The organism is Caulobacter sp. NIBR1757 (genome assembly GCF_027912495.1).
Taxonomy (GTDB): domain Bacteria; phylum Pseudomonadota; class Alphaproteobacteria; order Caulobacterales; family Caulobacteraceae; genus Caulobacter.
Genome location: NZ_CP115463.1, coordinates 2765160 through 2790000 on the forward strand (window position 1 = coordinate 2765160; position 24841 = coordinate 2790000).

29 protein-coding genes, 1 tRNA gene and 1 pseudogene (1 of these 31 running past the window's edge) are annotated in these 24841 nt (G+C 68.2%); 13 read left to right on the plus strand and 18 right to left on the minus strand.

What is annotated here, in order from left to right; all coding sequences use genetic code 11:
• Positions 1–160: 160 nt before the first annotated feature.
• Entirely contained in the window at positions 161–487 is a 327-nt protein-coding gene (locus O5I81_RS13645) for a hypothetical protein (protein ID WP_271065426.1), read from the minus strand.
• Between the two features lie 206 nt (positions 488–693).
• On the opposite strand from O5I81_RS13645, the gene O5I81_RS13650 reads away from it, so the two are divergent.
• From O5I81_RS13650 to O5I81_RS13660, 3 genes are all read left to right on the plus strand, one after another.
• Positions 694–1176: a PaaI family thioesterase gene (locus O5I81_RS13650; protein ID WP_271065427.1), complete on the plus strand. Its 483-nt coding sequence runs from the start codon at positions 694–696 to the stop codon at positions 1174–1176.
• Positions 1173–1403 (plus strand): DUF1289 domain-containing protein, encoded by a 231-nt coding sequence (locus tag O5I81_RS13655; protein WP_271065428.1) that lies wholly within the window; start codon positions 1173–1175, stop codon positions 1401–1403. The genes O5I81_RS13650 and O5I81_RS13655 overlap by 4 nt, the downstream gene beginning before the upstream one ends.
• 104 nt (positions 1404–1507) lie before the next feature.
• On the plus strand, positions 1508–2014 hold the full coding sequence (locus O5I81_RS13660) for a TIGR02281 family clan AA aspartic protease (protein ID WP_271065429.1): 507 nt from the start codon (positions 1508–1510) through the stop codon (positions 2012–2014).
• On the opposite strand, the gene O5I81_RS13665 is transcribed toward O5I81_RS13660, so the two are convergent.
• The 3 genes from O5I81_RS13665 to O5I81_RS13675 form a co-directional block, all read right to left on the minus strand.
• On the minus strand, positions 2011–2463 hold the full coding sequence (locus tag O5I81_RS13665) for a group III truncated hemoglobin (RefSeq protein ID WP_271065430.1): 453 nt from the start codon (positions 2461–2463) through the stop codon (positions 2011–2013). The genes O5I81_RS13660 and O5I81_RS13665 overlap by 4 nt on opposite strands.
• Positions 2464–2512: 49 nt before the next feature.
• A complete protein-coding gene (gene dusA, locus O5I81_RS13670; RefSeq protein WP_271065431.1) occupies positions 2513–3502 on the minus strand; it encodes a tRNA dihydrouridine(20/20a) synthase DusA in 990 nt (329 codons plus the stop codon).
• Between the two features lie 69 nt (positions 3503–3571).
• Entirely contained in the window at positions 3572–5395 is a 1824-nt protein-coding gene (locus tag O5I81_RS13675; RefSeq protein ID WP_271065432.1) for a PAS domain-containing methyl-accepting chemotaxis protein, read from the minus strand.
• Between the two features lie 395 nt (positions 5396–5790).
• On the opposite strand from O5I81_RS13675, the gene O5I81_RS13680 reads away from it, so the two are divergent.
• Together O5I81_RS13680 and O5I81_RS13685 are read left to right on the plus strand one after the other, a co-directional pair.
• A complete protein-coding gene (locus O5I81_RS13680) occupies positions 5791–6066 on the plus strand; it encodes a hypothetical protein (RefSeq protein WP_271065433.1) in 276 nt (91 codons plus the stop codon).
• Positions 6067–6105: 39 nt separating this feature from the next.
• Entirely contained in the window at positions 6106–7056 is a 951-nt protein-coding gene (locus O5I81_RS13685) for a DUF808 domain-containing protein (RefSeq protein ID WP_271065434.1), read from the plus strand.
• Between the two features lie 310 nt (positions 7057–7366).
• Here O5I81_RS13685 and O5I81_RS13690 read toward each other — a convergent pair whose 3' ends face one another.
• From O5I81_RS13690 to O5I81_RS13705, 4 genes are all read right to left on the minus strand, one after another.
• Positions 7367–8584, minus strand: a complete 1218-nt coding sequence (locus O5I81_RS13690) for a patatin-like phospholipase family protein (protein ID WP_271065435.1) — start codon at positions 8582–8584, stop codon at positions 7367–7369.
• 67 nt (positions 8585–8651) lie between these two features.
• Positions 8652–9260, minus strand: a complete 609-nt coding sequence (locus tag O5I81_RS13695; RefSeq protein ID WP_271065436.1) for a TetR/AcrR family transcriptional regulator — start codon at positions 9258–9260, stop codon at positions 8652–8654.
• Positions 9261–9263: 3 nt separating this feature from the next.
• Complete coding sequence (locus tag O5I81_RS13700; protein WP_271065437.1) at positions 9264–9698, minus strand: ester cyclase; 435 nt, start codon at positions 9696–9698, stop codon at positions 9264–9266.
• A complete protein-coding gene (locus O5I81_RS13705; protein WP_271065438.1) occupies positions 9688–10368 on the minus strand; it encodes a hypothetical protein in 681 nt (226 codons plus the stop codon). Before O5I81_RS13705 ends, O5I81_RS13700 begins: the two co-directional genes overlap by 11 nt.
• A gap of 413 nt (positions 10369–10781) precedes the next feature.
• Between O5I81_RS13705 and O5I81_RS13710 the strand changes: the two genes are divergently transcribed.
• The 6 genes and pseudogenes from O5I81_RS13710 (at position 10782) to O5I81_RS13735 (ending at position 14673) form a co-directional block, all read left to right on the plus strand.
• Positions 10782–11159: a YciI family protein gene (locus O5I81_RS13710; protein ID WP_271065439.1), complete on the plus strand. Its 378-nt coding sequence runs from the start codon at positions 10782–10784 to the stop codon at positions 11157–11159.
• Positions 11159–12397, plus strand: coding sequence for an RNA polymerase sigma factor (locus tag O5I81_RS13715; protein ID WP_271065440.1), 1239 nt, complete (start codon positions 11159–11161; stop codon positions 12395–12397). The genes O5I81_RS13710 and O5I81_RS13715 overlap by 1 nt, the downstream gene beginning before the upstream one ends.
• A 351-nt stretch (positions 12398–12748) precedes the next feature.
• Entirely contained in the window at positions 12749–13282 is a 534-nt protein-coding gene (locus O5I81_RS13720) for an SRPBCC family protein (RefSeq protein WP_271065441.1), read from the plus strand.
• A gap of 222 nt (positions 13283–13504) precedes the next feature.
• Positions 13505–13696, plus strand: a pseudogene (locus O5I81_RS13725) (cold-shock protein); the annotation flags it as partial.
• A 171-nt stretch (positions 13697–13867) separates the two neighbouring features.
• Positions 13868–14065, plus strand: coding sequence for a cold-shock protein (locus tag O5I81_RS13730; protein ID WP_271069031.1), 198 nt, complete (start codon positions 13868–13870; stop codon positions 14063–14065).
• A 71-nt stretch (positions 14066–14136) separates the two neighbouring features.
• The gene (locus O5I81_RS13735; protein WP_271065442.1) at positions 14137–14673 is read left to right on the plus strand and encodes a GNAT family N-acetyltransferase; all 537 of its coding nucleotides are present in this window, start codon (positions 14137–14139) and stop codon (positions 14671–14673) included.
• Positions 14674–14744: 71 nt separating this feature from the next.
• On the opposite strand, the gene O5I81_RS13740 is transcribed toward O5I81_RS13735, so the two are convergent.
• The 7 genes from O5I81_RS13740 to O5I81_RS13770 form a co-directional block, all read right to left on the minus strand.
• Positions 14745–15773: a cyclopropane-fatty-acyl-phospholipid synthase family protein gene (locus tag O5I81_RS13740; protein WP_271065443.1), complete on the minus strand. Its 1029-nt coding sequence runs from the start codon at positions 15771–15773 to the stop codon at positions 14745–14747.
• A 3-nt stretch (positions 15774–15776) separates the two neighbouring features.
• A complete protein-coding gene (locus O5I81_RS13745) occupies positions 15777–16571 on the minus strand; it encodes a DUF1295 domain-containing protein (RefSeq protein ID WP_271065444.1) in 795 nt (264 codons plus the stop codon).
• A gap of 39 nt (positions 16572–16610) precedes the next feature.
• Entirely contained in the window at positions 16611–17360 is a 750-nt protein-coding gene (locus O5I81_RS13750) for a sulfite exporter TauE/SafE family protein (RefSeq protein WP_271069032.1), read from the minus strand.
• A gap of 22 nt (positions 17361–17382) precedes the next feature.
• Positions 17383–17459, minus strand: a tRNA-Val gene (locus O5I81_RS13755).
• A 41-nt stretch (positions 17460–17500) separates the two neighbouring features.
• Entirely contained in the window at positions 17501–17776 is a 276-nt protein-coding gene (locus O5I81_RS13760; protein ID WP_271065445.1) for an HU family DNA-binding protein, read from the minus strand.
• 167 nt (positions 17777–17943) lie between these two features.
• Positions 17944–20343: an endopeptidase La gene (gene lon / locus O5I81_RS13765; RefSeq protein WP_271065446.1), complete on the minus strand. Its 2400-nt coding sequence runs from the start codon at positions 20341–20343 to the stop codon at positions 17944–17946.
• 199 nt (positions 20344–20542) lie between these two features.
• Positions 20543–20752, minus strand: a complete 210-nt coding sequence (locus O5I81_RS13770; protein ID WP_271065447.1) for a hypothetical protein — start codon at positions 20750–20752, stop codon at positions 20543–20545.
• Between the two features lie 141 nt (positions 20753–20893).
• Here O5I81_RS13770 and O5I81_RS13775 point away from each other — a divergent pair, with 141 nt between their 5' ends.
• A complete protein-coding gene (locus O5I81_RS13775; RefSeq protein WP_271065448.1) occupies positions 20894–21244 on the plus strand; it encodes a metalloregulator ArsR/SmtB family transcription factor in 351 nt (116 codons plus the stop codon).
• Entirely contained in the window at positions 21234–21704 is a 471-nt protein-coding gene (locus O5I81_RS13780) for an SRPBCC domain-containing protein (RefSeq protein WP_271065449.1), read from the plus strand. The genes O5I81_RS13775 and O5I81_RS13780 overlap by 11 nt, the downstream gene beginning before the upstream one ends.
• Before the next feature lie 4 nt (positions 21705–21708).
• Here the strand turns inward: O5I81_RS13780 and O5I81_RS13785 are convergent, their stop codons facing one another.
• The 3 genes in view from O5I81_RS13785 to O5I81_RS13795 are tightly spaced (at most 26 nt apart) and all read right to left on the minus strand, a layout consistent with a single transcriptional unit that may run on beyond the window.
• Positions 21709–22146, minus strand: a complete 438-nt coding sequence (locus O5I81_RS13785; protein ID WP_271065450.1) for a hypothetical protein — start codon at positions 22144–22146, stop codon at positions 21709–21711.
• A 26-nt stretch (positions 22147–22172) separates the two neighbouring features.
• Complete coding sequence (locus O5I81_RS13790; RefSeq protein WP_271065451.1) at positions 22173–23939, minus strand: VanW family protein; 1767 nt, start codon at positions 23937–23939, stop codon at positions 22173–22175.
• Between the two features lie 6 nt (positions 23940–23945).
• On the minus strand, positions 23946–24841 hold the 3' portion of the coding sequence (locus O5I81_RS13795) for a S41 family peptidase (RefSeq protein WP_271065452.1). Its footprint extends 196 nt past the window's final position; the window shows 896 of its 1092 coding nt (coding positions 197–1092); its start codon lies beyond the right edge, outside the window; the stop codon is at positions 23946–23948.

Here is a 24841-nt window from a genome sequence, read left to right on the forward strand (position 1 = left end):
AGCCGAACGCTTGTTTGGAAAGATGACGCTCGCGTCAACGTAAGGTCTTTTGCGATCTTGGTGACGCTCAACACGAAGGGTCTTCGTCCAAAAAAAGAGCGCCCCGTCCGGGGTGGACGGGGCGCCAAGGGGCTCTGGGTGCTCGATAGAGAGTGCGAAATTACCCGACCACGCCGTAGGCCTGGCAGGCGCCGTTTCGCTCGGCGATCAGTTCGGCCTTGCGCGTGTCGTCGGCCTTGCGGGCCTCGACCTGCGCGTCGTCCTGGGCGTTCATGGCCTTGTCGATGATCCAGTCGGCGCGGCCACGCTTGTTGGCCTTCAGCACCGCGTCGACGGCCTTGGTGTCGACGCCGTCGGCCTTCGCCAGGCCCTTGCAGCGGGCCGCCTTGACGAACTGGGCGTCGCTGAGGCGTTCGGCCGGCTGGGCCGAGACTGCGGAGGCGCCGGCCAGGGCCAGCAGAGTGGCGGAGATCAGCAGGGTCTTCATGGTTGGCGTCCCGTCAGTGGTTGAATTCGATGACTGGAGGGTGCGTCACGAAGACCGTATTCGCAAATTAAACTCCTGAAAGACTCGAAGTATGACAGAGTTTTCATATCTAAACTTATTGTAATCCTCCGGGCCAAAACATGGCTCTTTCTTGACAGCCTCGCCACACTTGCCAGCGCGCCGCCGGGCCGCGATCCTTGGAGCCGATGACCGCCCTGCCCCCCAATCTCGACAATGACATAACCGGCCCCGGCCTCGGTGCCCTGCGCATGGACGCCGCCGCCCTCAACGACTTCCTGGCGCGCGCCTTTCCGCACAGCGAGCCCGAGACCATGGTCAAGGTGATCAAGGTCGATCCCGGCGTCGTCACCCTGGCCATGCCGACCAGCGAGCGGCACCACCGCCCGGGCGCGGTCATCTCCGGCCCGACCCTGATGAGCCTGGCCGACAGCGCCGCCTACGCCCTGATCCTGGCCCATATCGGCGAGGTGGCGATGGCGGTGACCACCTCGCTCAACATCCACTTCCTGCGCCCCTGCAAGCCCGGCCGGCTGATGGCCGAGGGCCGGCTGTTGCGTCTCGGCCGTCGGATCGCCACGGTCGATGTGCTGATGTGGACCGAGGGCCCCGACCGCGCCGCCGCCAAGGCCACCGTCGCTTACGCCATTCCCGAGGGAGCCGTCCGTTGAGCCTTGGTCCGCCCTACACCAGCCCGCCCAAGGCCATCACCACCCCCTGTGTGAAGGTCTGCATCGTCGATCCGGAGAGCAACCTCTGCCTCGGCTGCTTCCGCACCCTGCCCGAGATCGGCGGCTGGGCCCGCTTCAGCGAGGCGGAGCGCGCCGCCCTGATGACCGAGTTGCCCAGCCGCAAAGGCCGCATCCGCCCCGAGAAGCTCGGCATCCTCAACACCTGATTCACCAGCCTGATTCATCGGATGCAAACCCTGCTCGCCTAAAACCCTGCGCAATGGCTCGCGTTCAATGCGGTCCGACGAAGCCAAAAGGTGGGGTGTCGCCAATGCTGAAGTTCGCAGCGATCGTGCTGGTGGGAGCGTTGTCGGCCGTTGGCGCGGCCGGCGCCGTCGTCAACTTCGACCCCTCCCGGCAGGCCCCGCAGGCCAACCTCCAACTGGCGACGACGCCGGTCTCCAGCACCGCCGCCCCGGCCCAGGTCACCAAGGCCGCCGACGGCCACTACTGGGCCACCGCCGACGTCGATGGCAGCGCCGTGCGCTTCCTGGTCGATACCGGGGCGACCGCCGTCGCCCTGACCGCCACCGACGCCCAGCGCCTGGGCCTCGACCTCGGCAAGCTCACCTTCGGGGTGCCGGTGACCACCGCCGACGGCAAGACCATGGCCGCCCAGGTCAAGCTGCGCAGCGTCACCATCGCCGGAGCCCGGGTCGAGAACGTCGATGCCCTGATCCTGCGGACCGGCCTCGAAACCAGCCTGCTCGGCATGAGCTATCTGGGCCGCCTGTCCTCCTTCGAGGCCACGCGCACGGCGTTGATTCTCAAGCCCTAGACCGGCGCTCGCACCGGCGGCAGTTCGCCCCGGCTGACCGCCAGGCCCATCTGCAGGCTGCGGCCGATCATCAGCGCCCGCTCGACGAACAGCGCCGCCGCGGCCGGCGGACAAACGTCCCGCGCCGTCGCCTCGAACAGCGACAGCCAGCGGCCGAAGTGCTCGGTCCTGATGTCGGGCAGGCGGTTGTGGGCCTGCATCGGCCGCCCCTGGAACCGCCCCGTGGCCAGCATCACCGACGACCAGAAATCACACAGCTTGGCCAGATGGGCGTCCCAGGTCTCGCCGATGGCTCGCTCGAAGATCGGCCCGATGGCGGGATCCCGCCGCACCCGGTCGTAGAAGGCATGCACCAGCTGGCGGATCATCGCCTCGTCGATGCCGACGGCGACGCCGGGACCGAGACGGGGGCCCTCGCCGCGCGGGTGATCTGCTGGTCTGTCGGCCATGGCGGTGAGGTAGGCGGCGCGGTAACGACCCGCAACCCGTGGAAATCCCCTACGCCGCGGCCCGCGCCCCGCTCACCGCGTCCAGAGCCCGATCGACGACCTCGATCCCCGCGCCTGCCTTGACGCCCTCGACCGTCAGGATCCGCCGCCAGCTTCGCGCGCCCGGCCGGCCGTGGAACAGGCCCAGCATGTGCCGCACCATGGCCGGCAGGTGTACGCCCTCTTCCAGCCGCGCCAGCAGATAGGGCCGGTACCGCGCCACCGCCTCGAAGGGCGAGACATCGCCGCCGTCGGCCGCGAACAGCCGCCGGTCCACCTCGCCCAGCAGCCCGGCCTCGTGATAGGCCGCCCGGCCCATCATCACCCCGTCGACATGCGCCAGATGGGCCTCGGCCTCGTCCAGCGACGCCACCCCGCCGTTGATGACGATGGTCAGCTCCGGCCGCTCGCGCTTGAGCCTGTAGACCAGCGGATAGTCGAGCGGCGGGATGTCCCGGTTCTCCTTCGGCGACAAGCCCTTCAGCCAGGCCTTGCGGGCATGGACGACGAAGGTCTTCACCCCGGCCGCCGCCGACAGGTCGACCAGCCGGAACAGGCTGTCCGCCGGCTCCTGGTCATCGACGCCGATGCGGCATTTCACAGTCACCGGCACATCGACCGCGCCGATCATCGCCGCCATGCAGTCGGCCACCAGCTCCGGCTCGCGCATCAGGCAGGCGCCGAACCGCCCCGACTGCACGCGGTCGGAGGGACAGCCGACGTTGAGATTGATCTCGTCATAGCCCAGGTCCGCGCCGATCCTGGCGCTGGCCGCCAGGTCGTCGGGGTCCGAGCCGCCCAGCTGCAGCGCCACCGGATGCTCGACCGGGTCATAGCCGAGCAGCCTGTCCCGGTCGCCGTGCAGCACGGCCCCGGTGGTGACCATCTCGGTGTAGAGCAGCGCCCGTCCGGTCAGCGCCCGGTGCAGCGCCCGGCAGTGACGGTCGGTCCAGTCCATCATCGGGGCGACGGAGAAGGTATGGGGCGGCGGGCGGATCACGCCGCGTCCTTAGCGGATCGTCCGGCCTGGAGCCAGACGCCCGGCGATCTCAGCGGCAGCCGACGGACATCAGAATTCTTCCCACTCGGCGGCGGGCTTCAAGGCCGTCGCGGCCCCGGTGCGCGCGAAGGCGGCGACGCGCGAGCGCGCCTGATGGACCGGATTGGTCGGGCCGGTCGAGGAATGGGTGACGCCTGGGCGAGGCTGCGGGGCCTGACGCGGGGCCGCGTAGGACGACGAGTCGGTCTGTCCGACGTCGAAGACCGAGATCAGCCGGGCCAGGTTGGCCGCCTCGCTTTGCAGGCTGGCGGCGGCCGCGGTGGCCTGTTCGACCATGGCGGCGTTCTGTTGCGTCACCTGGTCCATCTGGTTCACGGCGGTGTTGACTTCGCTCATCCCCGTCGCCTGCTCCTTGGTGGATGCGGCGATATCGACGACCAGGGAGTCAATGTTGGCGATCGCCTCGACGATGATGGACAGCGCCTGGCCCGTGTCGCCGACCAGCTTGACGCCGCGCCCGACCTGGGCGCTGGAGGTGCTGATCAGCGCCTTGATCTCCTTGGCCGCGTCGGCCGACCGCTGGGCCAGCGCCCGCACCTCGGAGGCCACGACCGCGAAACCCCGACCGGCATCCCCGGCCCGCGCCGCCTCGACGCCGGCGTTGAGCGCCAGCAGGTTGGTCTGGAAGGCGATCTCGTCGATGACGCCGATGATCTGGCTGATCTGGGCCGACGAGCTTTCGATCTCGTTCATCGCGCCGACCGCTTCACGCATGACGTCGCCGGACTTCTGGGCCTCCACGCGGGCCTGGCCGGCGGCGTCGGCGGCCTGCTTGGCCCCGTTCGCCGTGCGCTTGACCGTGGCGGTGATCTGGTCGAGGGCGGCGGCCGTTTCCTCGAGGCTGGCGGCCTGCTGTTCGGTGCGGCGGGACAGATCGTCGGAGGCCTGGGCGATCTCGCTCGATCCGCCGCTGACGGTGTCCGTCGCCGACTTCACCGCGTCCATCGTGCGTTGCAGGGTGGCGACGGCGCCGTTGAAGTCCGCCTTGACCTTCTCGAAGGCCGGATCGACGGCGGCGGTGATCCGGTAGCCCAGTTGATTGTCGGCGAGCTTGGCCAGCGCCCCGGCGATCTGGTCGACCGACCGCACGCGTCCGGTGACGTCGGTGGCGAACTTCACCACCTTCACAACCCGGCCGCTGGCGTCGAAGACGGGATTGTACGAGGCCTGGATCCAGGCGGACGATCCGTCCTTGGCGCGCCGCTCGAACTCGTCGGCGACGAACTCGCCGGCGTTCAGCTTGCGCCAGAAGGCGGCGTACTCGGGGCTCTGGGCATAGGCGGGATCGACGAACATCCGGTGGTGGCGGCCCTTGACCTCGTCCAGCCGGTAGCCGAGCACCTTCAGGAAGTTCTCGTTGGCGGTAATGACTTCGCCTCCGACCGTGAACTCGATGACCGCCTGGACCCGGTCCAGCGCCGTCAGTTTGCTCTCGGCTTCGGCGGCCTTCAGCTTGGCCTCGGTGGTCACCTGGGCCACCTTCACCACCTTTTCGACAGCCCCGCGGCCGTTGAGAACAGGGTTGTAGGTAGCCTGGATCCAGACCTCCTGGCCGGACTTGGCCAGCCGGCAATATTCGTTGGAGTCGAACTCACCGCGTCGAAGCTTGGACCAGAAGGCCGAATATTCGGCGCTCCGGGCGTATTCGGCGGGGACGAAGACGCTGTGGTGCTTGCCCTTCAGTTCCGCCTCGGCATAGCCCATCGCGCCGCAGAAGTTGGCGTTGGCCCGGAGAATGACGCCATCCTTGTTGAACTCGATGATGGCCAGGGAACGGTCCAGAGCGCTCAGGACCGCCCCTTGGCCGCCCGCGCTTTTGAACAACGATTTCATCAGGTCTTCTCCGGGGGGTATTGATGCGCGACCAATGACGCCTTGGAGTTAACAGGGGTTGAACGGCGTTATATGTACGAAGACTTACTAGGCTCGAATTGAGTGCGCCACATCGCCGCGCCAAATAGATCAAGACCACATATTACCCGTTTTAAGTTGTTGACGAGCTCAACCTTTGATCTAGTCAACACACCATTGGCTGTATTAATGCTTAATCTCCACCTTCGGATAACCAAAGCTGCCTATGGGTTGTCCTTGCCTGCCCGCTAACGCGGCAGTCAGTATTCGCGGAGCGCCAGGACCGTCCGCTTTGCGCACCGGCTTTTTGGCCGCCCGAGCGTTTGCGTTGCGACCATTGCGGCCTAAAGTCCGCGGCCGTCCAGAAGGCCCCACCGATGTCCGATCCCCCCCGCCGGCCGATCCTGAAGCTGAAGTTTCCGCCGGCCGCGCCGCCGCGCCCGGAGCCGACGCCGGTCGAATCGGCCGGCGACCGCTGGAAGTGCAAGCCCTGCGGCGGCGTGGTCGTCATCACCGGCCAGGAGCCGGCCGACCAGGAAGTCCGTTGTCCGGCCTGCAACGCCCGCCTGGGCCTGGCCGGCGACTTCCAGACGGCCGACGGCGGCGGCAAGGTTCGCGCCCGACGCCTGCCGGCTTTACGGCCCGGCGCTTAGCCTCTACCCAACCACCATCCCTGCAACGGAAGGACGCCGATGGCTTCCGGACTCGCCGCCCTTCTCGACGACATCGCCGGCATCGCCAAGATCGCGGCCGCCTCGCTGGACGATGTCTCCGCCGCCGCCGGCAAGGCCGGGACCAAGGCGGTCGGGGTGGTCATCGACGACACCGCCGTCACCCCCAACTACGCCGTCGGCTTCACGCCCGACCGCGAGCTGCCGATCGTCGCCAAGATCGCCAGGGGCAGCTTCATCAACAAGCTGGTCTTCCTGCTGCCGGGCGCCCTGCTGCTCAGCGTCTTTGCCCCCTGGGCCATCCAGCCGCTGCTGATGATGGGCGGCGCCTACCTCTGTTTCGAGGCCACCGAGAAGATCTTCGAGGCCCTCTTCCTCCACGGCGAGCACGAGGTCGACGGGCCGGAGGATCTGGCCCTCAGTTCGGCCGAGCTGGAAAAACAGAAGGTGGCCGGCGCCATCCGCACCGACCTGATCCTGTCGGCCGAGATCATGGCCATCGCCCTGGGCGAGGTGGCCAGCCAGCCGCTGATGATCCGCGCCGTCGCCCTGATGGCGGTCGGCATCGGCATCACCATCGCCGTCTACGGCGTCGTCGCCCTGATCGTGAAGATGGACGACATCGGCCTGCACCTGGCCAAGAGCCCGCGCCGGCCGACGGCCGCCCTCGGCAAAGGCCTGGTCCGCGCCATGCCGACCGTGCTGTCGGGCCTGTCGGTCGTCGGCACCGCCGCCATGCTGTGGGTCGGCGGCGGCATCCTGGTGCATGGCCTGGAGCACTATCATCTCGGCCCGATCCCGGTCTGGGTCGAGGCCGCCGCCCATGCCGCCGGCGCGGTCCCGGCCGTCGGCCCCCTGCTCGGCTGGATCACCTTCGCCGCCCTGTCGGCGGTGGTCGGCGCGGTCATCGGCGGCGTCATCGTCGGGGTGCTGCACCTGATCCCGAAGAAGAAGGGCGCGACCGGGCACTGAGTAAAACTCTCTCCACGAAGCCCCGGGCTATCGCTGGTGACAACCGGCGCCCAAGACGGGTTCAGCTGCCGTGAGGGGTCCCTTCTCCCCTTGTGGGAGAAGGTGGCGCGAAGCGCCGGATGAGGGGTCGATAGGTCTCTAAGCCGCGCAGTGGCGGTAAATTTAGGCTGTGTCGAAGGCCGGGGAGCCCCCTCATCCGTCGGCTTCGCCGACACCTTCTCCCGCGAGGGGAGAAGGGAGCCCAGAGGCGAACTCACAGTCGCCGGTTCGCCGCCACAAGCGCTTCCCGGCCCTGAAGTGATGGCAGCGCCTACCCCTCCGGCTCCCCTCCCGGATCCACCACCCGCCCGTTCCTCGGCACCGCCCCGGCCCGCTCCGGCCGCATCTTCAGCGACGCCAGCAGGCCAGCCGCCACGCTCGGCTCCGCCACCGGCGTCACCCACAGGCTGTCCCCCATCGCCCGCTCCACCGCATTGTCGAAGTTGCGCCGCATGGAGGCGGTGTCGAAGCTCATCATGCTGAAGGCCTCGCCCGGGTCGGGGATGGAGGCGATGCTGAACGGCAGCCGGTGGCGGGCGCAGAAGGCCGCCGTCACCTCAATGGCGTGGCGGTAGCTGAAGCGCAGCATGGTGTCGAAGCTGCGGATCAGGATGGCGGCGATGTTGTTCTGGGTGGTGCGCGGGGCCTGGTCGAGCACGGTGTTGACGATGGCGTAGACCTGGCTGCGGGCCAGCCGCTGGCCCAGCTTGCGCCAGCGCAGCAGCGCCTCGGGCATCAGGAACAGCGGCGTCGTCACCCCGCCATCGACATGCATCTCCTCGTACAGCACCCCGCCGGACTGGCAGACGATGCGCTTGGGCGGAAAGATGCCCGGCAGGCTGCCCGAGGCGACCAGCACCGTGCGGAACAGGGCCAGGGCCTCATCGCCGCCCTTGCTGGCGATCTCGCCCATGTCCCAGATCACCGTGCGCTGGCGGTCGAGGTCCGTCGTCGCCACCAGCAGGCGGCGGCCCTTGGCGTGCTCGACGGCGATCTCCGCCAGCATCTCGGCATTGACGAAGCGGCTGACCAGCCGGTCGAGGGAGTCCGAGCGGAAGATGGCCCCCGACCCCGGCCCCAGCTTGGCGATGCCCAGCAGGTCCGAGGCATGGCCGCCGGTGTAGGCGTCGGTCAGCCGGTCGTCCCAGCGCGGCCCCAGGAAGGCGAAGGGGGCGATCAGGGCCCCGGTGCTGACCCCGGTGACGATGGCGAAGTCCGGCCGCCGCCCGGCCCGGGTCAGCCCGACCAGGATGCCGGCCCCATAGGCGCCGCCCGCCGCCCCGCCGGAGATGGCCAGGATGTTGAACGCCTCCCGCGCCCAGGGGGCCCGCAGCGGGGCGAGCCGATCGGCGGCGGCGACCAGACTGTCCTCCGCCTCCTCGACACTGAGGCGCACGCCCTCGAACCCGGCGATCAACGCCTTGGTCAGCCCGGGCGTCGGCAGCCGCGCGCCCGGCAGTCGGCTTCGCCAGTTGGGGGTGTCGCTCATCGGGAGTCCTTAGCGGGGGAGGCCATAGCAGCACGCTACAACGCCTCTGTCAGCCGAAGGTGACCACTCAGAGGCCCTTCTTCGCCGCCTCGACGAGCGCGGCCATCACCCAGGCCTTGATCGTCTTGGCCTCGGCGTCTTCCAGGCCCAGGACATCCTTGAAGACGATCATGCTCTCCGACCCCACGACCAGCGCCAGCGCCTTGGCCAACCGCTCCAGGGCCGCCGGCTCGAACTGGCTGCAACAGGGCGCCAGCGCCGCCTCGATCATCGGCGAGCGGCGGTTCTGGCGGCGCGGCGGGTCGTCCGGCCCGGCCCGCCCGCGCTGCACCGCCGAGGACAGCATCAGCCGCAACGTCCCCTCGTTGGCGGCCATCATGGCGTCGAGGGCGTCATCGACCCGGCCCAGCCGCGTCACGGCGTCTTCCGGCGGCCCTTCCGGGAACAGCTCGGCCGCCTCCGGCGTGCTCATATGCAGGGCCGCCTCGACCAGCAGGTCGTCGAGGTTGGCGAAGTAGCGATAGGCCGTGGCCCGCGAGACCAGCGCCGCTTCGGCGATGGCCTCCAGGCTCGGCTTCTCGCCGCTCCGCATCAGCCGGCCGGCGGCCTCCAGCAGGTCCTTGCGGGTGCGCTGGCGCTGGTTGCTGCGACCGGGTTTGACGGGTGTCTGGGGCAAACCTCAGTCCTGCGGCAGTTGCTGGAGGATGGCGGCCAGGTCGAGCCACACATTCTCCCGACGGATTGCCCCCGAGTCGGCGAATTCCACCACATGCAACAGCCGGAATTCGAGCGGCCGGCCTCGGCCTTCCAGCCCGAACGGACGCCCGGGCGCCCGGCCGCGCCACATCGAGTCATCGACCATGAAACCCTCGCCGTAGAGCCGGCGAAGGGTCTCCACCCGGCCGTCGGCGAGGTCGGCGAACAGGGTCTCGTAGAAGGGCTGCGCCCCGGCCCGCCCATGCGTCGGCCCCGTCGGCCAGCCGACGATGTCGTGCTCGACATCCTCGGCCAGGGTGGCCAGCACGCCGGCGACATTGTCGGCAGCCTCGAAGGCGAAATGCTCGTCCATGCGGGCGTCCATCTGCGCCGGGGTCAGGGCGCTCTCAAGCGACATAAGCCAGGTCCTCATTCAGCACCCGGAACTGCTCGGGCGGCAGGGCGGTGCGGGCCACGTCGTCGAGGATGTGGCTGTAGGCCTCGGGCGGGGCGTTGGCGCGGATGTAGCGCAGGAAGGTCGCCCGCTCGGCCGGGTTCATGCCGGGCAGCATGATGAAATAGTACTGGGTCAGTCGCTCGGGGGCGATCGACTGGATGATGCGGCTTTCCATGTCCATCAGCTCCTGGTCGCTGAAATGGGCGTGGAAGGCGGGCAGCGCCTCCTGCTCCTCGCGGGCCATATGGGCCAGGTCGTCGCCGAAATAGGTCGAGAAGCGCAGGTACAGCGCCCGACCGACGGCGGCCCGGCGCTCGTCGGGGGCGGCTTCCAGGGCGTCGATCATCCGCTCAAGGGCGCGGAAGGTCTCGTAGTGGTGGTCGTGGTCGTCGGCCAGCCGGGCAGCCAGCTCGGGCGCGCGGCTGCGCAGCGGCTCGTTGTATTCGGCGTCCTCGTGCTGCAGGTGCTCTTCGGCCAGTTGCAGGTGCAGGCGCAACTGGCCGATCAAGTCGGCGACGGCGTGGCGGTCGCGGGTCTCGATCTGGCCGAGCGCCATCAACAGGCGCGAGGAGCCGAGCCGCAGGCCCTTGTGGATGGGACCGTACAGGTCGTGGCGTTGAGGGTTGGTCATGGGGATAGTCCGTAGCGTCTGTGATTGCGATACGGCGTTCTTTAGTGAGACGCTTGTCTCATTGCAATATTATCATCTTGTCATGAACGGATTGTAACGCGGACAACGGGCGGTTCCCCTCTTTTCCCTGTCATCCTTCGGTTCCGCGAAGCGGAATCCGGAGGACCCACCCGTAAGCTTGGCAGCTGGCGTCGGAAGGGTTGCTCGAACAGCGATGCCGGCCTTCCAGCTCCAGCCGGTTCCGCTCCCCGGTGGGTCCTCCGGATCGGCTTCGCCGACCGAAGGATGACAGTTCATCGCCCGCCGACGCGTTCGCCTGTCCTCACCCATCGTCCCGCTGGACAATTTTTCGGCGGCGTTGTCGGCTCACCCTCCCATCGCCCGTCCTCAGTTTGTCACCGGAGGCCACGACCATGCTCTACGCCATCTTCTGCTACAACCAGGAAGACGTCACCTCGGCCTGGGCCCCGGACCATGAGGCCAGGGTCATGGCCGACCTGCGGGCCGTGCAGGAGCCGCTGGTCGCCGCCGGTAAGCTTGGTCCCGTCGCCCGCCTGCTGCCGACCACCGCCGCCACCACCCTGCGCAAGGGCGACGAGCCGCTGGTCATCGATGGGCCCTTCGCCGAGACCAAGGAACAGCTGCTCGGCTTCTACATCCTCGATGTCGCTGACCTGGGCGAAGCGCTCGGCGTCGCCAGGGATCTGGCCAGGGCCAACCCCGGCCTCGGCAGCTATGAGGTCCGCCCGCTGGCGCTGTTCAATCCCGGCGCGTCCCTCGGCGCCCTCTGATGACCGATCCGGCCTGGATCCAGTCGGCCCTGACCTCGGCCCGCCCCCAGGCCGTCGGCGCCCTGCTCCGCTACTTCCGCGACCTGGACACCGCCGAGGAGGCCTTTCAGGACGCCTGCCTGCGGGCCCTGCGCACCTGGCCGGACAAGGGGCCGCCGCGCGATCCGACCGCCTGGCTGATCATGGTCGGCCGCAACGCCGGCATTGACCAGGTCCGCAAGCTGAAACGGGAAACCGCCCTCCCCGACGAGGAGCAGATCAGCGATCTGGGCGACGCCGAGCCCGACCTCGCCGACCGCCTCGACGGCGCCGACTACCGCGACGACGTCCTGCGGCTGATGTTCATCTGCTGCCACCCCGCCCTGCCGGCCACCCAGCAGATCGCCCTGGCCCTGCGCATCGTCAGCGGCCTGAGCGTCCGCCAGATCGCCAAGGCCTTCCTGGTCGGCGAGGCGGCCATGGAGCAGCGCATCACCCGCGCCAAGGCCCGCATCGCCGCCGCCGGAACCAGCTTCGAGACTCCCGGCGCCGTAGAGCGCTCCGAACGCCTGGCGGCCGTCGCCGCCATGACCTACCTGATCTTCAACGAGGGCTACTCGGCCGGCCCGGGCGACGAGGACAGGGGCCAGCTGGCCGGCGAGGCCATCCGGCTCGGCCGCCTCCTGCTCCGCCTCTTCCAGACCGAACCGGAGATCATGGGCCTCACCGCCCTGATGCTGCTGCAGCAGTCGCGGGCTGACGCCCGTTTCGACGCCGGGGGCGAGGTCATCCTGCTCGACGACCAGGACAGGTCCCGGTGGAACCGCAAGATGATCGCCGAGGGCCTGGCCCTGATCGACAAAGCCATCCGCCACCGCCGGCCGGGCCCCTACCAGATCCAGGCCGCCATCGCCGCCCTTCACGCCCGCGCGCAGACGCCCGCCGACACCGACTGGGCCCAGATCGACGCCCTCTACGCCAGTCTCGAGCGGATGACCCCCTCCCCGGTCGTCACCCTCAACCGCGCCGTCGCGGTGGCCAAGACCGCCGGCCCCGAGGCCGCCCTGGCCCTGGTCGATCCCCTGGCCGACCGCCTCTCCGGCTACTTCCACTTCCACGGCCTGCGCGGCTGGCTGCTCACCCAGCTCGGCCGCAAGCCTGAAGCCCGCGAAGCCTTCGACCGCGCCATCGCCCTGGCCGGCAGCCTCGCCGAAGCCACCCACATCCGGCGGCAGATCGACAGCCTGCTGGCGGGGTAGCCTGCCCCCGGTGACGGTTGTGGGTGGCTCGAGGCATCGGGGCTATAATGGTCGAACCGCTTCGATAAGCGGGGCGCCCAGCTTTCCGAACACGCCTGCCAATTTCAGTACGCCACCACAACGCATCCCCAACACCACCCCCATACAACCCCAACAAGACCACAACACTCACCCGTCGCAATCGTAACACCTGCCATACCCATTATTGTTTATTGTCAGTGACTTAGGCTTTTTGCGGTGAAGTTTCCCGCCGCTGTCGGATTCAGTACCTCCCCACCGTCCTTAGGTTTTGTACGAAACACCCATGACCGACGCCCTGGCCGTACCGGTCAGGCATTCAGGACAACCCCGATGCTCAAGATCATCCTCATCATCCTCGGCGTCATCGCCCTGGCCGTCATCGCCCTGGTCGCCTTCGCCAGCACCAAGCCTGACAGCTTCATCATCCAGCGCAGCACGACGATCAACGCCCCGCCCGAGAAGGTCTACGCCCTGATCCAGGACTTCCATCAGTGGGGCCAGTGGTCGCCCTTCGAGAAGCTGGATCCCGACATGACGCGCACCTTCGGCGACCCGGCGGCCGGCCTGGGCGGGACCTACGCCTGGGACGGCAAGAAGGCCGGCGCCGGCAGCATGAGGATCAAGGAGGCCGAGCCCGGCCGCCGGGTGGCCATCGCGCTGGATTTCACCAAGCCCTTTCCGGCCAGCAATACCGCCACCTTCGACCTCGTTCCCGAGGGCGCCGGCACGAAGGTGACCTGGGCCATGACCGGCAAATCTCCCTTGATGTTCAAGGTGATGGACACCGTTATGGGCATGGACAAGACGCTCGGCAGGGACTTCGAAAAGGGCCTGAACGATCTCAGGGCCGCCGCCGAAAAATGACCGGGCCTGCCTCCCTTCCGCCACATCCGGCGCCCAGCCTTGGCTGGCGGAAGGGAGAAAGCTCTAGGCGGCACGCGAAAAACTTCAAACGTCGTTCGCCCGAACGGCGCGGTAGCATCTAGCGCTCTGCCCACTATGACGCTAAATCCACCGGTCGATGCCGCCATCGTGGCGGAATTCTGGGCCGCCATCTGGCGGTCACTACTCTACTAGGACGACTACATGGCGCGCGGTACGGTCAAATGGTTCAACGGAGCCAAGGGTTTTGGCTTCATCCAACCCGATGACGGGGGCAGCGATGTCTTCGTCCACATCTCGGCGGTCGAGCAAGCTGGCCTGCACGGCCTGAACGACGGCGATCAGGTCAACTACGAGCTGGAACAGGACCGCCGCAGCGGCAAGCTGTCGGCCGGCCAACTGGTTGTCACCGGCAGCGGCCCGCCCCCCAGCGGCGGCGCGCGTGGCGGTGGCGGCGGCTTCGACCGTCCGCAACGCTCCTTCGACCGTCCCCCGCGCTCCTTCGACGGCCCCCGCGCCGGCGGTGGCGGCGGCGGCTCGCGTGAACCGGCTGGTCCGGGTTCGGGCGTGGTCAAGTGGTTCAACGGCACCAAGGGCTTCGGCTTCATCCAGCCCAACGACGGTGGCGGCGACGTGTTCGTCCACATCTCGGCGGTTGAACAAGCCGGTCTGCGTGGCCTGAACGAAGGCCAGGCTGTCTCCTACGACCTCGAGCAGGATCGTCGCAGCGGCAAGACCTCGGCGACCAACCTCAAGATCGACTAGAGCTTTCAGGGCCGGCCCTCTGCGGGGGCCGGCCCTTCCTCTTCCTGACTGCCTTTCGGGTGAGCCACCACGTGACTCCTGCCCTCTCCGCCGCGCCGGTGCTCGAAACCGACCGCCTTGTGCTTCGCGGCCACACGCCCGACGACTTCAACGACTGCCTGTCCCTCTGGAGCGATCCGGAGGTCACCCGCTTCATCGGCGGCCGCCCGGCCTCAGGTGAAGAGGTCTGGGCCCGCACCCTGCGCTACATCGGCCATTGGCAGGCGCTGGGCTACGGCTTCTGGGCTATCTTCGAGAAGGCCTCCGGCCGTTTCGTCGGCGAGGCCGGCTTCGCCGACTTCCACCGCGACATCTCCCCCGCGCTGACCGGCATGCCGGAAATGGGCTGGGCCCTGCAGCCCTGGTCGCACGGCAAGGGCTACGCCACCGAGGCCATCGCCGCCGCCCTCGCCTGGGGCCAGACGGTGTTCACGGCCCCCAGCTGCTGCATCATCTCGCCGGGCAACGGCCCCTCGGTCCGCGTCGCCGAAAAGCTCGGCTTCCAGGAACTGGCCCACACCACCTACCACGACGAGCCGACGGTGATTTACCGCCGCGACTGGATCTAGCGCCCTTCTCCCGCTTGTCGGGAGAAGGTGGCCCCGAAGGGGTCGGATGAGGGCAGCACCGGCCTCAGCCGCTATCTCACCGGCCTCAAGAGGTAGTGGCTGACGCCCCACTCCTGCCCGTCGCGATGCCCGAACAGCCCGGCCGTGGCCAGGAAGAACAGCCGCCAGCGCCGCCGCCAGACCCCGGCATGGTCTCCGTAGGTCGCCTTCATGATGCGCCGAACCGCCAGGTCCTCGCGGTCCATGTTGGCCAGCCAATCAAGCGCCGTCTTCTCATAGTGGCCGCCGTTCCACTTCCAGTCCTCGATGACCTCGAACAGGTCGCCGAAATCGCGGATCAGGTCGTGGCTGGGCATGAAGCCGCCGGTGAAGAAGTACTTGCCGATCCAGTCCTCCTGATCCTCGTGGCTGAACCGGTAGGGTTGCGAGCGATGGCTGAAGATGTGGATGAACAGCCGTCCCTCCGGCTTCAGCCAGTCCCGCACCCGGCCCAGCAGCTGGCCCCAGTTGGCCATGTGCTCGAACATCTCGACCGAGACCACCCGGTCGAACGTCCCCTCCGGCTGGAAGACATTGGCGTCGGCGGTGATGACCTTCAGGTTCGAATAGCCCCGGGCCTTCGCCTGGGCCTCGATATGCTCGCGCTGGCCGTTGGAGTTGGAGACGCTGGTGATCTTCGCATTCGGGTACCGCGCCGCCATCCACAGCGACAGCGAACCCCAGCCGCAGCCGAGCTCAAGAATGTCCTGCCCGTCCTCCAGCCGCGCGTGCTCGCAGGTCACCGTCAGCGCCCGATCCTCGGCCTGGGACAGGGTCCGAGCGCCCTGGTCGTAGAGACAGCTCGAGTATTTCAGGCGCGGCCCCAGCACGATGCGGAAGAACTCGGCCGGCACCTCGTAGTGCTGGTCGTTGGCCGCATCGGTGTGCTCGGCGATCGGGCGGGCGCGCATGTCCCTGGCGAACTGTTCCGGCAGATCGTCGGGCAGGCCCAGCAGTTCCAGCCGCTGCTTCTCGACCAGCCAGCTGATCGCCGCCTTGCGGATCATGTCGGGGGCCGGAAGGCTTTCGGCGGCGTTGATCGCGGTCTTCAGAAGATCCATGGCTCAGGCTTTCGGCGGCAGAGGGAAGAAGGGGGACACGCGGGCCTGGTAGTCGGCGTAGGCCTGGCCCCGCGACTTCAGCATGGCCTGCTCCAGCGGCGGCACGCCCGAGACCTTGATCAGCAGCCAGGCCATGAAGGCCGGCCCGATCAGCGCCAGCCAGCCCCAGGGCCAGGCCGTCAGGCTGGTTCCCAGGGCCATGACCGGCCAGGCCAGCCAGATGGTCCATTCGAAGAAGTAGTTGGGATGCCGCGACCAGCCCCACAGGCCGACGTCGCAGACCTTGCCCTTATTGGCCGGGTCGGCCTTGAACTTCGACAGCTGAGCGTCAGCCAGGCTCTCGCCGCCGATACCGCCCGCGAGGATCAGCCCCGCCGCGATATCGCTCCAGGCCAGCCCCGGAGCAGGGTTGCGCGCCGCCACCAGGATGGCGATGCAGAGCAGAGCGCCGGCCACGGCCTGCGACTGCAGGAAGCCGAACATCCGTGCCTGGAACGCCTTGCCCCAGGCCTTGCGGAAGCCGGCGTAGCGCGCATCTTCCGGCGCTCCGGAGACCCGCCGCCTCAGATGGCTGCCCAGCCGCAGCGACCAGAAGAGGATCAGCCCGCCGGCGATCCACTGGCGCGGACTGGTCTCGCCGCCGAGCGGCCAGAGCGCGGCCACCGCCCCCGCCGGCCCCATGCCGAAGCTCCAGAAGACGTCCGTCCAGCCGCCATTGCCGACGGCCCTCTGGTAGGACCATGCGATGGTCATCCAGGCGCTCAGGCCAACAGCCACGGCGACAGCGAGCAGGATCATGCCCCTACCTACGCGCCGCGCCTCCCGTTGGATGACCGCTCAGGCCTGAAACAGCCTCCAGGCCTGAAAAAGGTAAACCGCCCCGACCCCGGTGACGATCCAGCGCGTCCACTTGAGGAACGACACATCGGTCAGCCGGTCGAGGATCCTGCCGCCGACCATGGTCCCAAGGATCGACAGCGGCGCCGCCAGGGCGAACACCCACCAGGGCGGAACCCCCGCCCCGCCAAGCTTGATCAACGGCGCCCCGAACACCACCACCTTGGCCAGGTGGCTGAACACCTGGGTCCCCGCCTTGGTGGCGACGATCTGGTGGCGGGTCATCTCCGTGCGCACAAAGAAGATGTCGAGCAGCGGCCCCGCCACCCCCGCCAACAGGTTCAGCCCGGTGACCAGCAACCCGCAGGCCAGCGCCTGCGGCGGCCTGGCCGCATCCAGCGACAGCCAGCCGCGCGGCAGCCAGACCAGGACCGGGCAAAGCCCCAGCATCAGGAACAGCAGAGGCTTCGACGGGCTGTAGCTGACCAGGGTGACAATGATCCCCGCCACCAGCGCGCCAACCGCGTACAGCCCAATGATCCGCCAGTTCAGGTGCTTGCGATGCAGGATGGCCCGCGAGCCATTGGCGACGATCTGCATGACCCCATGGGTGACGAACGCCGCCGACACCGGCAGCACCAGCGCCAGCGCCCCCATCAGCACCAGCCCGCCCGCCAGGCCGAACACGCCGGTCAGGACGGCGGTCAAAAAGGCGACGATCAGGATGAAGACGCTGGTGGCGGCGGTGATCCGTCAATCTCCCGAAAGAGAATGGTGGGCGGCGACGGGTTCGAACCGCCGACCCTCTCGGTGTAAACGAGATGCTCTGACCAGCTGAGCTAGCCGCCCGCGCCGGACGGGTGTAACCGCCGTCGCCGCCGAACGGAAGCCTAGCCGTTGAGCGCCGACTTCAGACCTTCACCGACCTGGAAGCGGGCGGTCTTGCTGGCCGGACGTTTGACGGTCTCGCCGGTCCGCGGATTGCGGGCTGTGCCGGCCGCCCGGGAGACGGCCTTGAACGCGCCAAAGCCCACCAGACGGACATCCTCGCCCTTCTTCAGGGAGGCGGTCACCGCCGCGGTAAAGGCTTCCAGGGCGGCGCCCGCCTGGGTCTTGTTCAATCCCGCGCCGTCCGCGATCGCGGCGACCAGTTCGGCCTTCGTCATACGCAGTCTCCCAGCCCAAATCCGTTGTGCGGCGCGGTCTTCGCGCATCGCGCGAGGCCCCTCGCCTGAAACGATTATGAAGACTGTCGGCTGGCCGTCAAAAGAAACGCGGCCCGAGTCGCCCCGGGCCGCGCACATTATCGACGTTCATATACCGATGGTCACCCTTAGTGGGTAATTACGGCGTCTCCGTCGGCGTCTTCCACCTTCGCAGGCGCAACAACCGGCTCATCGTCCTCCGACCACTCGATGGCGACCGGAGCGCTGATCAGGGCCCGGGCGATGGCCTCATCCACCGTCGAGATCGGGACGATTTCGAGGGCGTCCTTCACCGTCTGCGGCACGTCGGCCAGGTCCTTCTCGTTCTCCTGCGGGATGAGGACGGTCTTGATCCCCGAGCGCAGGGCGGCCAGCAGCTTTTCCTTCAGGCCGCCGATCGGCAGGACGCGGCCCCGCAGGGTCACCTCCCCGGTCATGGCAATGTCCTTGCGGATCGGAATGCCGGTCAGCACCGAGATGATGGCGATGGCCATGGCCACACCGGCCGAGGGACCGTCTTTCGGGGTTGCCCCCTCCGGAACGTGGACGTGGACGTCGGTCTTCTCGAACTGCGGCGGCTTGATGCCGAACTTGGTCGACCGCGACCGCACATAGGAGTTCGCCGCGGCGATGGACTCCTTCATGACGTCCTTGAGGTTGCCGGTGATCGACATGCGGCCCTTGCCGGGCATCTTGACCGCCTCGATGGTCAGGATCTCGCCGCCGAACTCGGTCCAGGCCAGACCGGTGACGATACCGACCTGGTCCTCCTCGTCCGTCTCGCCATAGCGGTACTTCTGGATGCCGGCGTACTTGGCCAGGCGTTCGTCATCGATGGTGATCGACGTGACGTCTTCCCGGGCCAGGTCACGAACCGTCTTGCGCGCCAGGTTGCCCAGTTCCCGCTCCAGCGACCGCACGCCGGCTTCCCGGGTGTAGTAGCGGATCAGGTCCTGGATCGCCTTGTCCGGAACGATGAAGTCCTCGGTCGTCAGCCCGTGGTCCTTGGTCAGCTTGGGCAGCACGTGCCGCTTGGCGATCTCGATCTTCTCGGCCTCGGTGTAGCCGGGGATGCGGATGATCTCCATGCGGTCCAGCAGGGGCTGGGGCATGTTCAGGCTGTTGGCCGTGGTCACGAACATCGTCTGGCTGAGGTCGTAGTCGACCTCGAGGTAGTGGTCGGCGAAGGTCGAGTTCTGCGCCGGGTCCAGCACCTCCAGCAGGGCCGAGGACGGATCGCCCCGGTAGTCGCTGCCCATCTTGTCGATCTCGTCGAACAGGAAGAAGGGATCGACCGCCTTGGCCTTCTTCATCGACTGGATGATCTTGCCGGGCATCGAGCCGATGTAGGTCCGGCGGTGACCGCGGATCTCGGCCTCGTCGCGCACGCCGCCGAGCGACAGGCGAATGAACTCACGCCCGGTCGCCTTGGCGATCGAACGGCCGAGCGAGGTCTTGCCGACGCCGGGAGGACCAACAAGGCAAAGGATCGGGCCCTTCAGCGAGTTGGTCCGCGCCTGGACGGCCAGGTACTCGAGAATCCGCTCCTTCACCTTCTCCAGGCCGTAGTGATCCTCTTCGAGGATGGCCTCGGCCTTGGCGATGTCGATCTTCTTCGGCTTGGCCTTGCCCCACGGAATCGACAGCAGCCAGTCGAGGTAGTTGCGCACCACCGTGCTCTCGGCCGACATCGGGCTCATGTTGCGCAGCTTCTTCAGCTCCGCATCGGCCTTGGTCCGCGCCTCCTTGGAGAGCCTGGTCTTCTTGATGCGCTTTTCGAGCTCGAGCAGTTCGTCGCGACCGTCGTCCTGATCGCCCAGCTCGCGCTGGATCGCCTTCATCTGCTCGTTCAGGTAATATTCGCGCTGGGTCTTCTCCATCTGCCGCTTGACGCGGCTGCGGATCTTCTTCTCGACCTGCAGGACGGAAATCTCGCCCTCCATCAGCGAGAACACCTTCTCCAGCCGCTTCACGACATTGAACAGCTCGAGCAGCTGCTGCTTGTCGCCGATCTTGACGGACAGGTGGGCGGCGATGCTGTCGGCCAGCTTGCCGGGCTCGGTGATGTGCGGGATCGATGCCAGGGCTTCCGGCGGGATCTTCTTGTTGAGTTTGACGTAGGCCTCGAACTGCTCGGCCACGGCGCGGCTGAGGGCTTCGGCCTCATGCTCCTCGCCGTCGTCCTCGTCGAGGATGGCGGCCTCGGCTTCATAGAAGTCTTCCGAGCCGACGAAGCGGGTGACGGCCGCGCGCTGCTTGCCCTCGACCAGCACCTTGACGGTGCCGTCGGGCAGTTTCAGCAGTTGCAGCACGGTGGCCACGACGCCGACGTCATAGATGGCGTCGGCGGCCGGATCGTCATCGGCGCTGTTCTTCTGGGTGGCCAGCAGGATCTGCTTGTCGCCGCGCATCACCTCTTCAAGGGCGCGGACGGATTTCTCGCGGCCCACGAACAGGGGCACGACCATATGGGGAAACACAACGATGTCCCGAAGCGGCAACACCGGAAGCGTACGTAGTTCTGACATTTACCTGTCTCCTGCCCGCGACCCGATAATCGGCGTCGCGGCGTACCCAAACCGTTACGACCGGGTACGTTTGAGAAGATAGTTGGGCGCTTCGCGGGCGCATTCAAGCGGACCCGCTGTCACAGGCGGGGATAAGCCCCGAAAGAATCAGGAAATTCCGCATGATATCGCCCGATTGGGGCGATGTTCCCGCGCCGGGCTAGTCTTCCGCGGGCAGACGCTGATGCGCCGGCCAGACCTGCTCGATCACCGCCCAGGCGATGGAGCCGGCCAGGGCGACGATGGCCCCGGCCCATTGCAGCGCGCTCATGCCCTCGGCGGCCTTCGAGCCGATGATCCAGGCGACGAGGAAGACCGTGGCCCCGGACAGCCAGCGGGCGGAAAAGGCGGCGCGGATCAGCTGGGTCATGGGGAGGCTCGACGCTACGAAGGCAAGGCGCCCCGAATAGTGGAGGCCTCCGCTCCTGTCCCTGCGACACGGCCCCGCACCCGCTCTTGACAGCTACCCATTCATATTGCCATTTGGCTATATTGAAGAGAGGCGATGCACATGCCTGTCGTTGACGACACCCTGGACCGCGTGTTCGGCGCCCTGGCCGATCCGACCCGCCGCGCCATCCTGGCCCGCATTGCCGGACGGGAGGCGACGGTGAACCAGCTGGTCAACGCCTTCGACCTGGCGCAGCCGACCATCTCCAAACACCTCAAGGTGCTGGAGCGGGCGGGCCTGGTGTCGAGAGGCCGTGAGGCCCAGTTCCGCCCCGTGCGGCTAGATCCGAAAGCCTTGGCCGGCGTCGACGCCTGGCTCGGCGATTATCGCCGGTTCTGGGAAGAGAGCTTCGAGCGGCTCGATGATTATGTGAAGCAACTCAAGGAGAAGGACGCAGAAGATGAGCGATGACACGAGCGTTGCCGCCCGCACCCTGAGCATCGTCCGGGTGTTCGACGCCCCGGCCCGCCTGCTGTTCAAGGCCCACGCCGAGCGCGAGCACATCATGCAGTGGTTCGGGCCCGTCGGCTGGCCGGTCACCTTCTGCGAGATGGACTTCCGGGTTGGAGGCCAGTGGCGAATGGCGATGACCGGCTCGACCGGCGTCCAGAACCCGCCCTTCGGCGGGACCTATCTGGAGATCGTGCCGGACAGGCTCATCAAATGGGACAACGGCTTCGAGATCGCCGGAGCGGAGCGGATGGTCACCACCATCACCTTCGAAGACCTGGGCGGCAAGACGACCGTCACCTCGACGACGGTGTTCGCCTCCCAGCGGATGTACGCCGAGCACGTGGGCGCCGGCTTCGAACAGGGGACCAATTCCGGCCTCGACCAGCTGGAGCGCCACGTCGCGAAAATGGCGGCTTAGGCCCCTACTCCACCGAACAGGCGCCTGGTCCCTCGGGGTCGGGCGGCGCGGTGGCGCAGACGGCGGCGGTCACGTCCATCACCTCGCCCTGCAACAGGTCGGTCCAGCGCCAGACCTGCTCCAGGGTCGGGTTGAAGCTGCCCGGCGGCCGCAGCCACTTCGGCGCATAGCGCTGTCGGCAGACCTTGCCCGAGATCCGCCCCGATCCACAGGCCCGCGCCCGCAAGACTTCCAGGTCCAGCGACGTCCGATAGAGACGGGCGTACTGGGCGGCGGCGTCCTCGCCGTCATCAGCGGCCTGGCCCATCACCGTCTCCGCGGCGCCGACCATGGCCGACAGCCGACCAAGGGCGATCTGGCGCTCAAACGGATCGACGGGCTCGGACGCCCAGGCGCCGCCGGCGCTCAGCAACAGGGCGAGAACGAGGGCGAAGCGGATCATCGAGGGAGCCTCCTTGCGGCGTCCCCTCAGCCCATCACCGACTTCAACGCCGCAATTAAGGCCGCCGCGTTGCCCGGCGGGATCAGGATCAGCCCCGGCTGGGGGACCAGACCACAGGCCGGGGTGGCGATCACTGGCACGCCGGCCGCCAGGGCGCCGAGCAGCCGGCGCGGATTGTCCTCGACCACCGCCGGCTGAACCACGGCGGCGACGCCCTCCAGCCAGTCGGCGCCGGCAGACCGCGCCCTCACCCCGTCCCAGAAGCCGGCGCCCTCAAGCTCCGAACCGGCCGTCACCACCTCGAGATCGAGCGCCCGCGCCGCCTCGCGCACCGTCCAGGCCCCCTTGCGGGCCGCCGTGGGGCCGGGAAAGGCGATGCGCCGGCCGGCGGCGGCGGCGGCCGGCCCACGCTTCGGCGCGATCCAGTCCAGGCGCTGGGCCCGCTCGCCGAACAGCGCCGCCACGGCCGCATGGGGCGTCAGGATCCTGTGCGCCGCCGCCAGCGCCTGGGCCTCGGCCGACACCAGGGCGGGATCGGCCCGGAAATCGGCCAGGCTGGCCTGCTCCGGCGCGGCCACATGCGCCTCGTCGAGCCGCGCCTGCAGCACGCCGATCGGGGCGCGGGTCATCAGCACGCTGAACCGCCGGCCGCCAAGCCGCCCCCGTCGCCAGAGGTAGGGCAGCAGGCTCTGGGCCACCACCACGTCCAGGTCATCCGACGTCAGCAACCGCTCCAGCGACCGGGCGATAGCCTCGGCGCCGGCCAGTTCGGCCCGCCGGCGTTCCGGCCCCCTTGAGGCCAGCCGGCGCACCGCCGCCGACCGTCCCAGGGCCGCCAGCATGGCGTCCCGCGTCCGGCCCGCCGGCGCGCCGGCCCAGGCATAGCGTCCCATCCACCAACGCCCGCCATCCAGCGGCAGGCCGAGCACATCAGCCGGCCCGGCCTGCTCCGCCCACAGCGCCTGAAACTCCGGCCAGGCTTCATCGACCAGCCAGACCCGTCGCGCCGAGGCTGTCGCCGGACTTGGCCCTTCATGCCGGTAGCAGCTGATCTGCTGGCAGCTGTCGCAGCTGCGCGCCTCCAGTATCGGGCCCCGGCCCGGCTCGGCGCACCCTTTCGGCGCCGCGGCTCCGGCGGCCGCCGGTCCACTGAACCGCACGATCAGCTCGCCCTCGGTCAACCGGGTTTCGATGTGCAGCGGCGCGGCATGGGCAAACCGCAGATCGACATAGTTCCAGGCCACCGTCGCATCCCGGCCATGCGTCGAGGCCGAGCCCGGCACCACCTTCGAATGGCCATGCCGTTCGAAGATCTCGCACCCGGCCCGCTGGGCCACGTCATAGAGGGCGTTCGACAGCTGGCAGAGGCCGCCGCCGACGGCCGGCACCAGGCAACCCTCCTGGATCATCCGCCCATCGACATAGCCGCGCCGCCGCGTGGCCTTGCCGACGATCCGCCAGAAGCTGAACACCTGTCCGGCCTCGAGCTTCCCCGCCCCGATCGCCGTCGTAGCCCGCCGCAGGTTCTCGACCTTGCCGCGCTGGTGGCGATGCTCGCGCGACCGCTCGTCGGTCCACAGCCCGCTACGCGCCTCGGCCAGCAGGACATAGTCGGCGGGCTTGGGCGCAGGCGTCAAAGGCTTCAGTCCGGCGGTGAGATTTATCAACCCACGACGGGTCCGGAACGCTATGACCTTGGCGTTGAAGATCGCTCCCGACAGCCGGCTCGGCTGCTCCCACCAATCCAGGTCGGGATCGGGTGTAAAGCTGGCCGGATCGGGAACCTGGTTCATAGCGCCTCAGCCTTTGCGGCAGGCCGGCTGGCGGACAAGCCAGAGCTTGGCCGCCTCGACCACGGCGTCATCCGGATCGGCAGCCAGGCCAGGTCCGGCGGGGATCGGCTCGTCCGGCGTGAAGCCCGCCGGATAGGTGCGCCCCTCGCGGTCCGTCATCATGCCGACGGTGATGACCAGGTTGGCCCCGTCGGCCAGCCTGTAGCCGGCATTGGTGCTGGCCAGTCCGAAGCTGCGCTCTCCGAAAGTTCGGGTGGCGGGGCGGCCAATGAAGGCGGCCAATACGGCTTCACCCGAACTCGCCACGCCGCCGTCCTGCAGAATGGCGACCGGCGCTCCGGTCAGACGCAGGTCCCGCCAGCCCTGCACCGCCTGCAGCCGGTTCGGCGCCCCGCCGCCTTGCGCGATCACCGCCGCGCCGTCCCGCAGATTGGCGTAGACATAGGGCGGGCCGGAGGAGTCCTGCTTGCCCAGCGCCATGCCGTTGCCGAGCAGGGGGGATAGCCCCGTCACCATCGGCCACATGTTGCCGCCGCCGTTGCCGCGCAGATCGATGACGTAGCCGCAGGCAGTCCGGGCGCCGTCAGCCAAGGTCTGGAACAGACCATCGGCAAAGGCCTGAGCCTCCGGCGGGTAGCCACTAAACGACGGAACGACCATCAACAGCGCCTCGGCCCCGTTGGCCAGCGGCAGGCTTCGCGCCTCACGCGTCTGGCGCCCCGCAAAGGAGGACGGCGGGATGGAACCGCCACGTGACAGCCCGGCCACCGCGTCGAAGGTGCGACCGTACCGCGCGAAGAAGGCCGTCTGCCGTTCACGTGGGACCTGGACGAAGCTGTGGCTGTCCCCCAACCCGTTCAGCAGGACGGCATAGGCCGGCAGCAGATCCAGCTCGTCCCGGG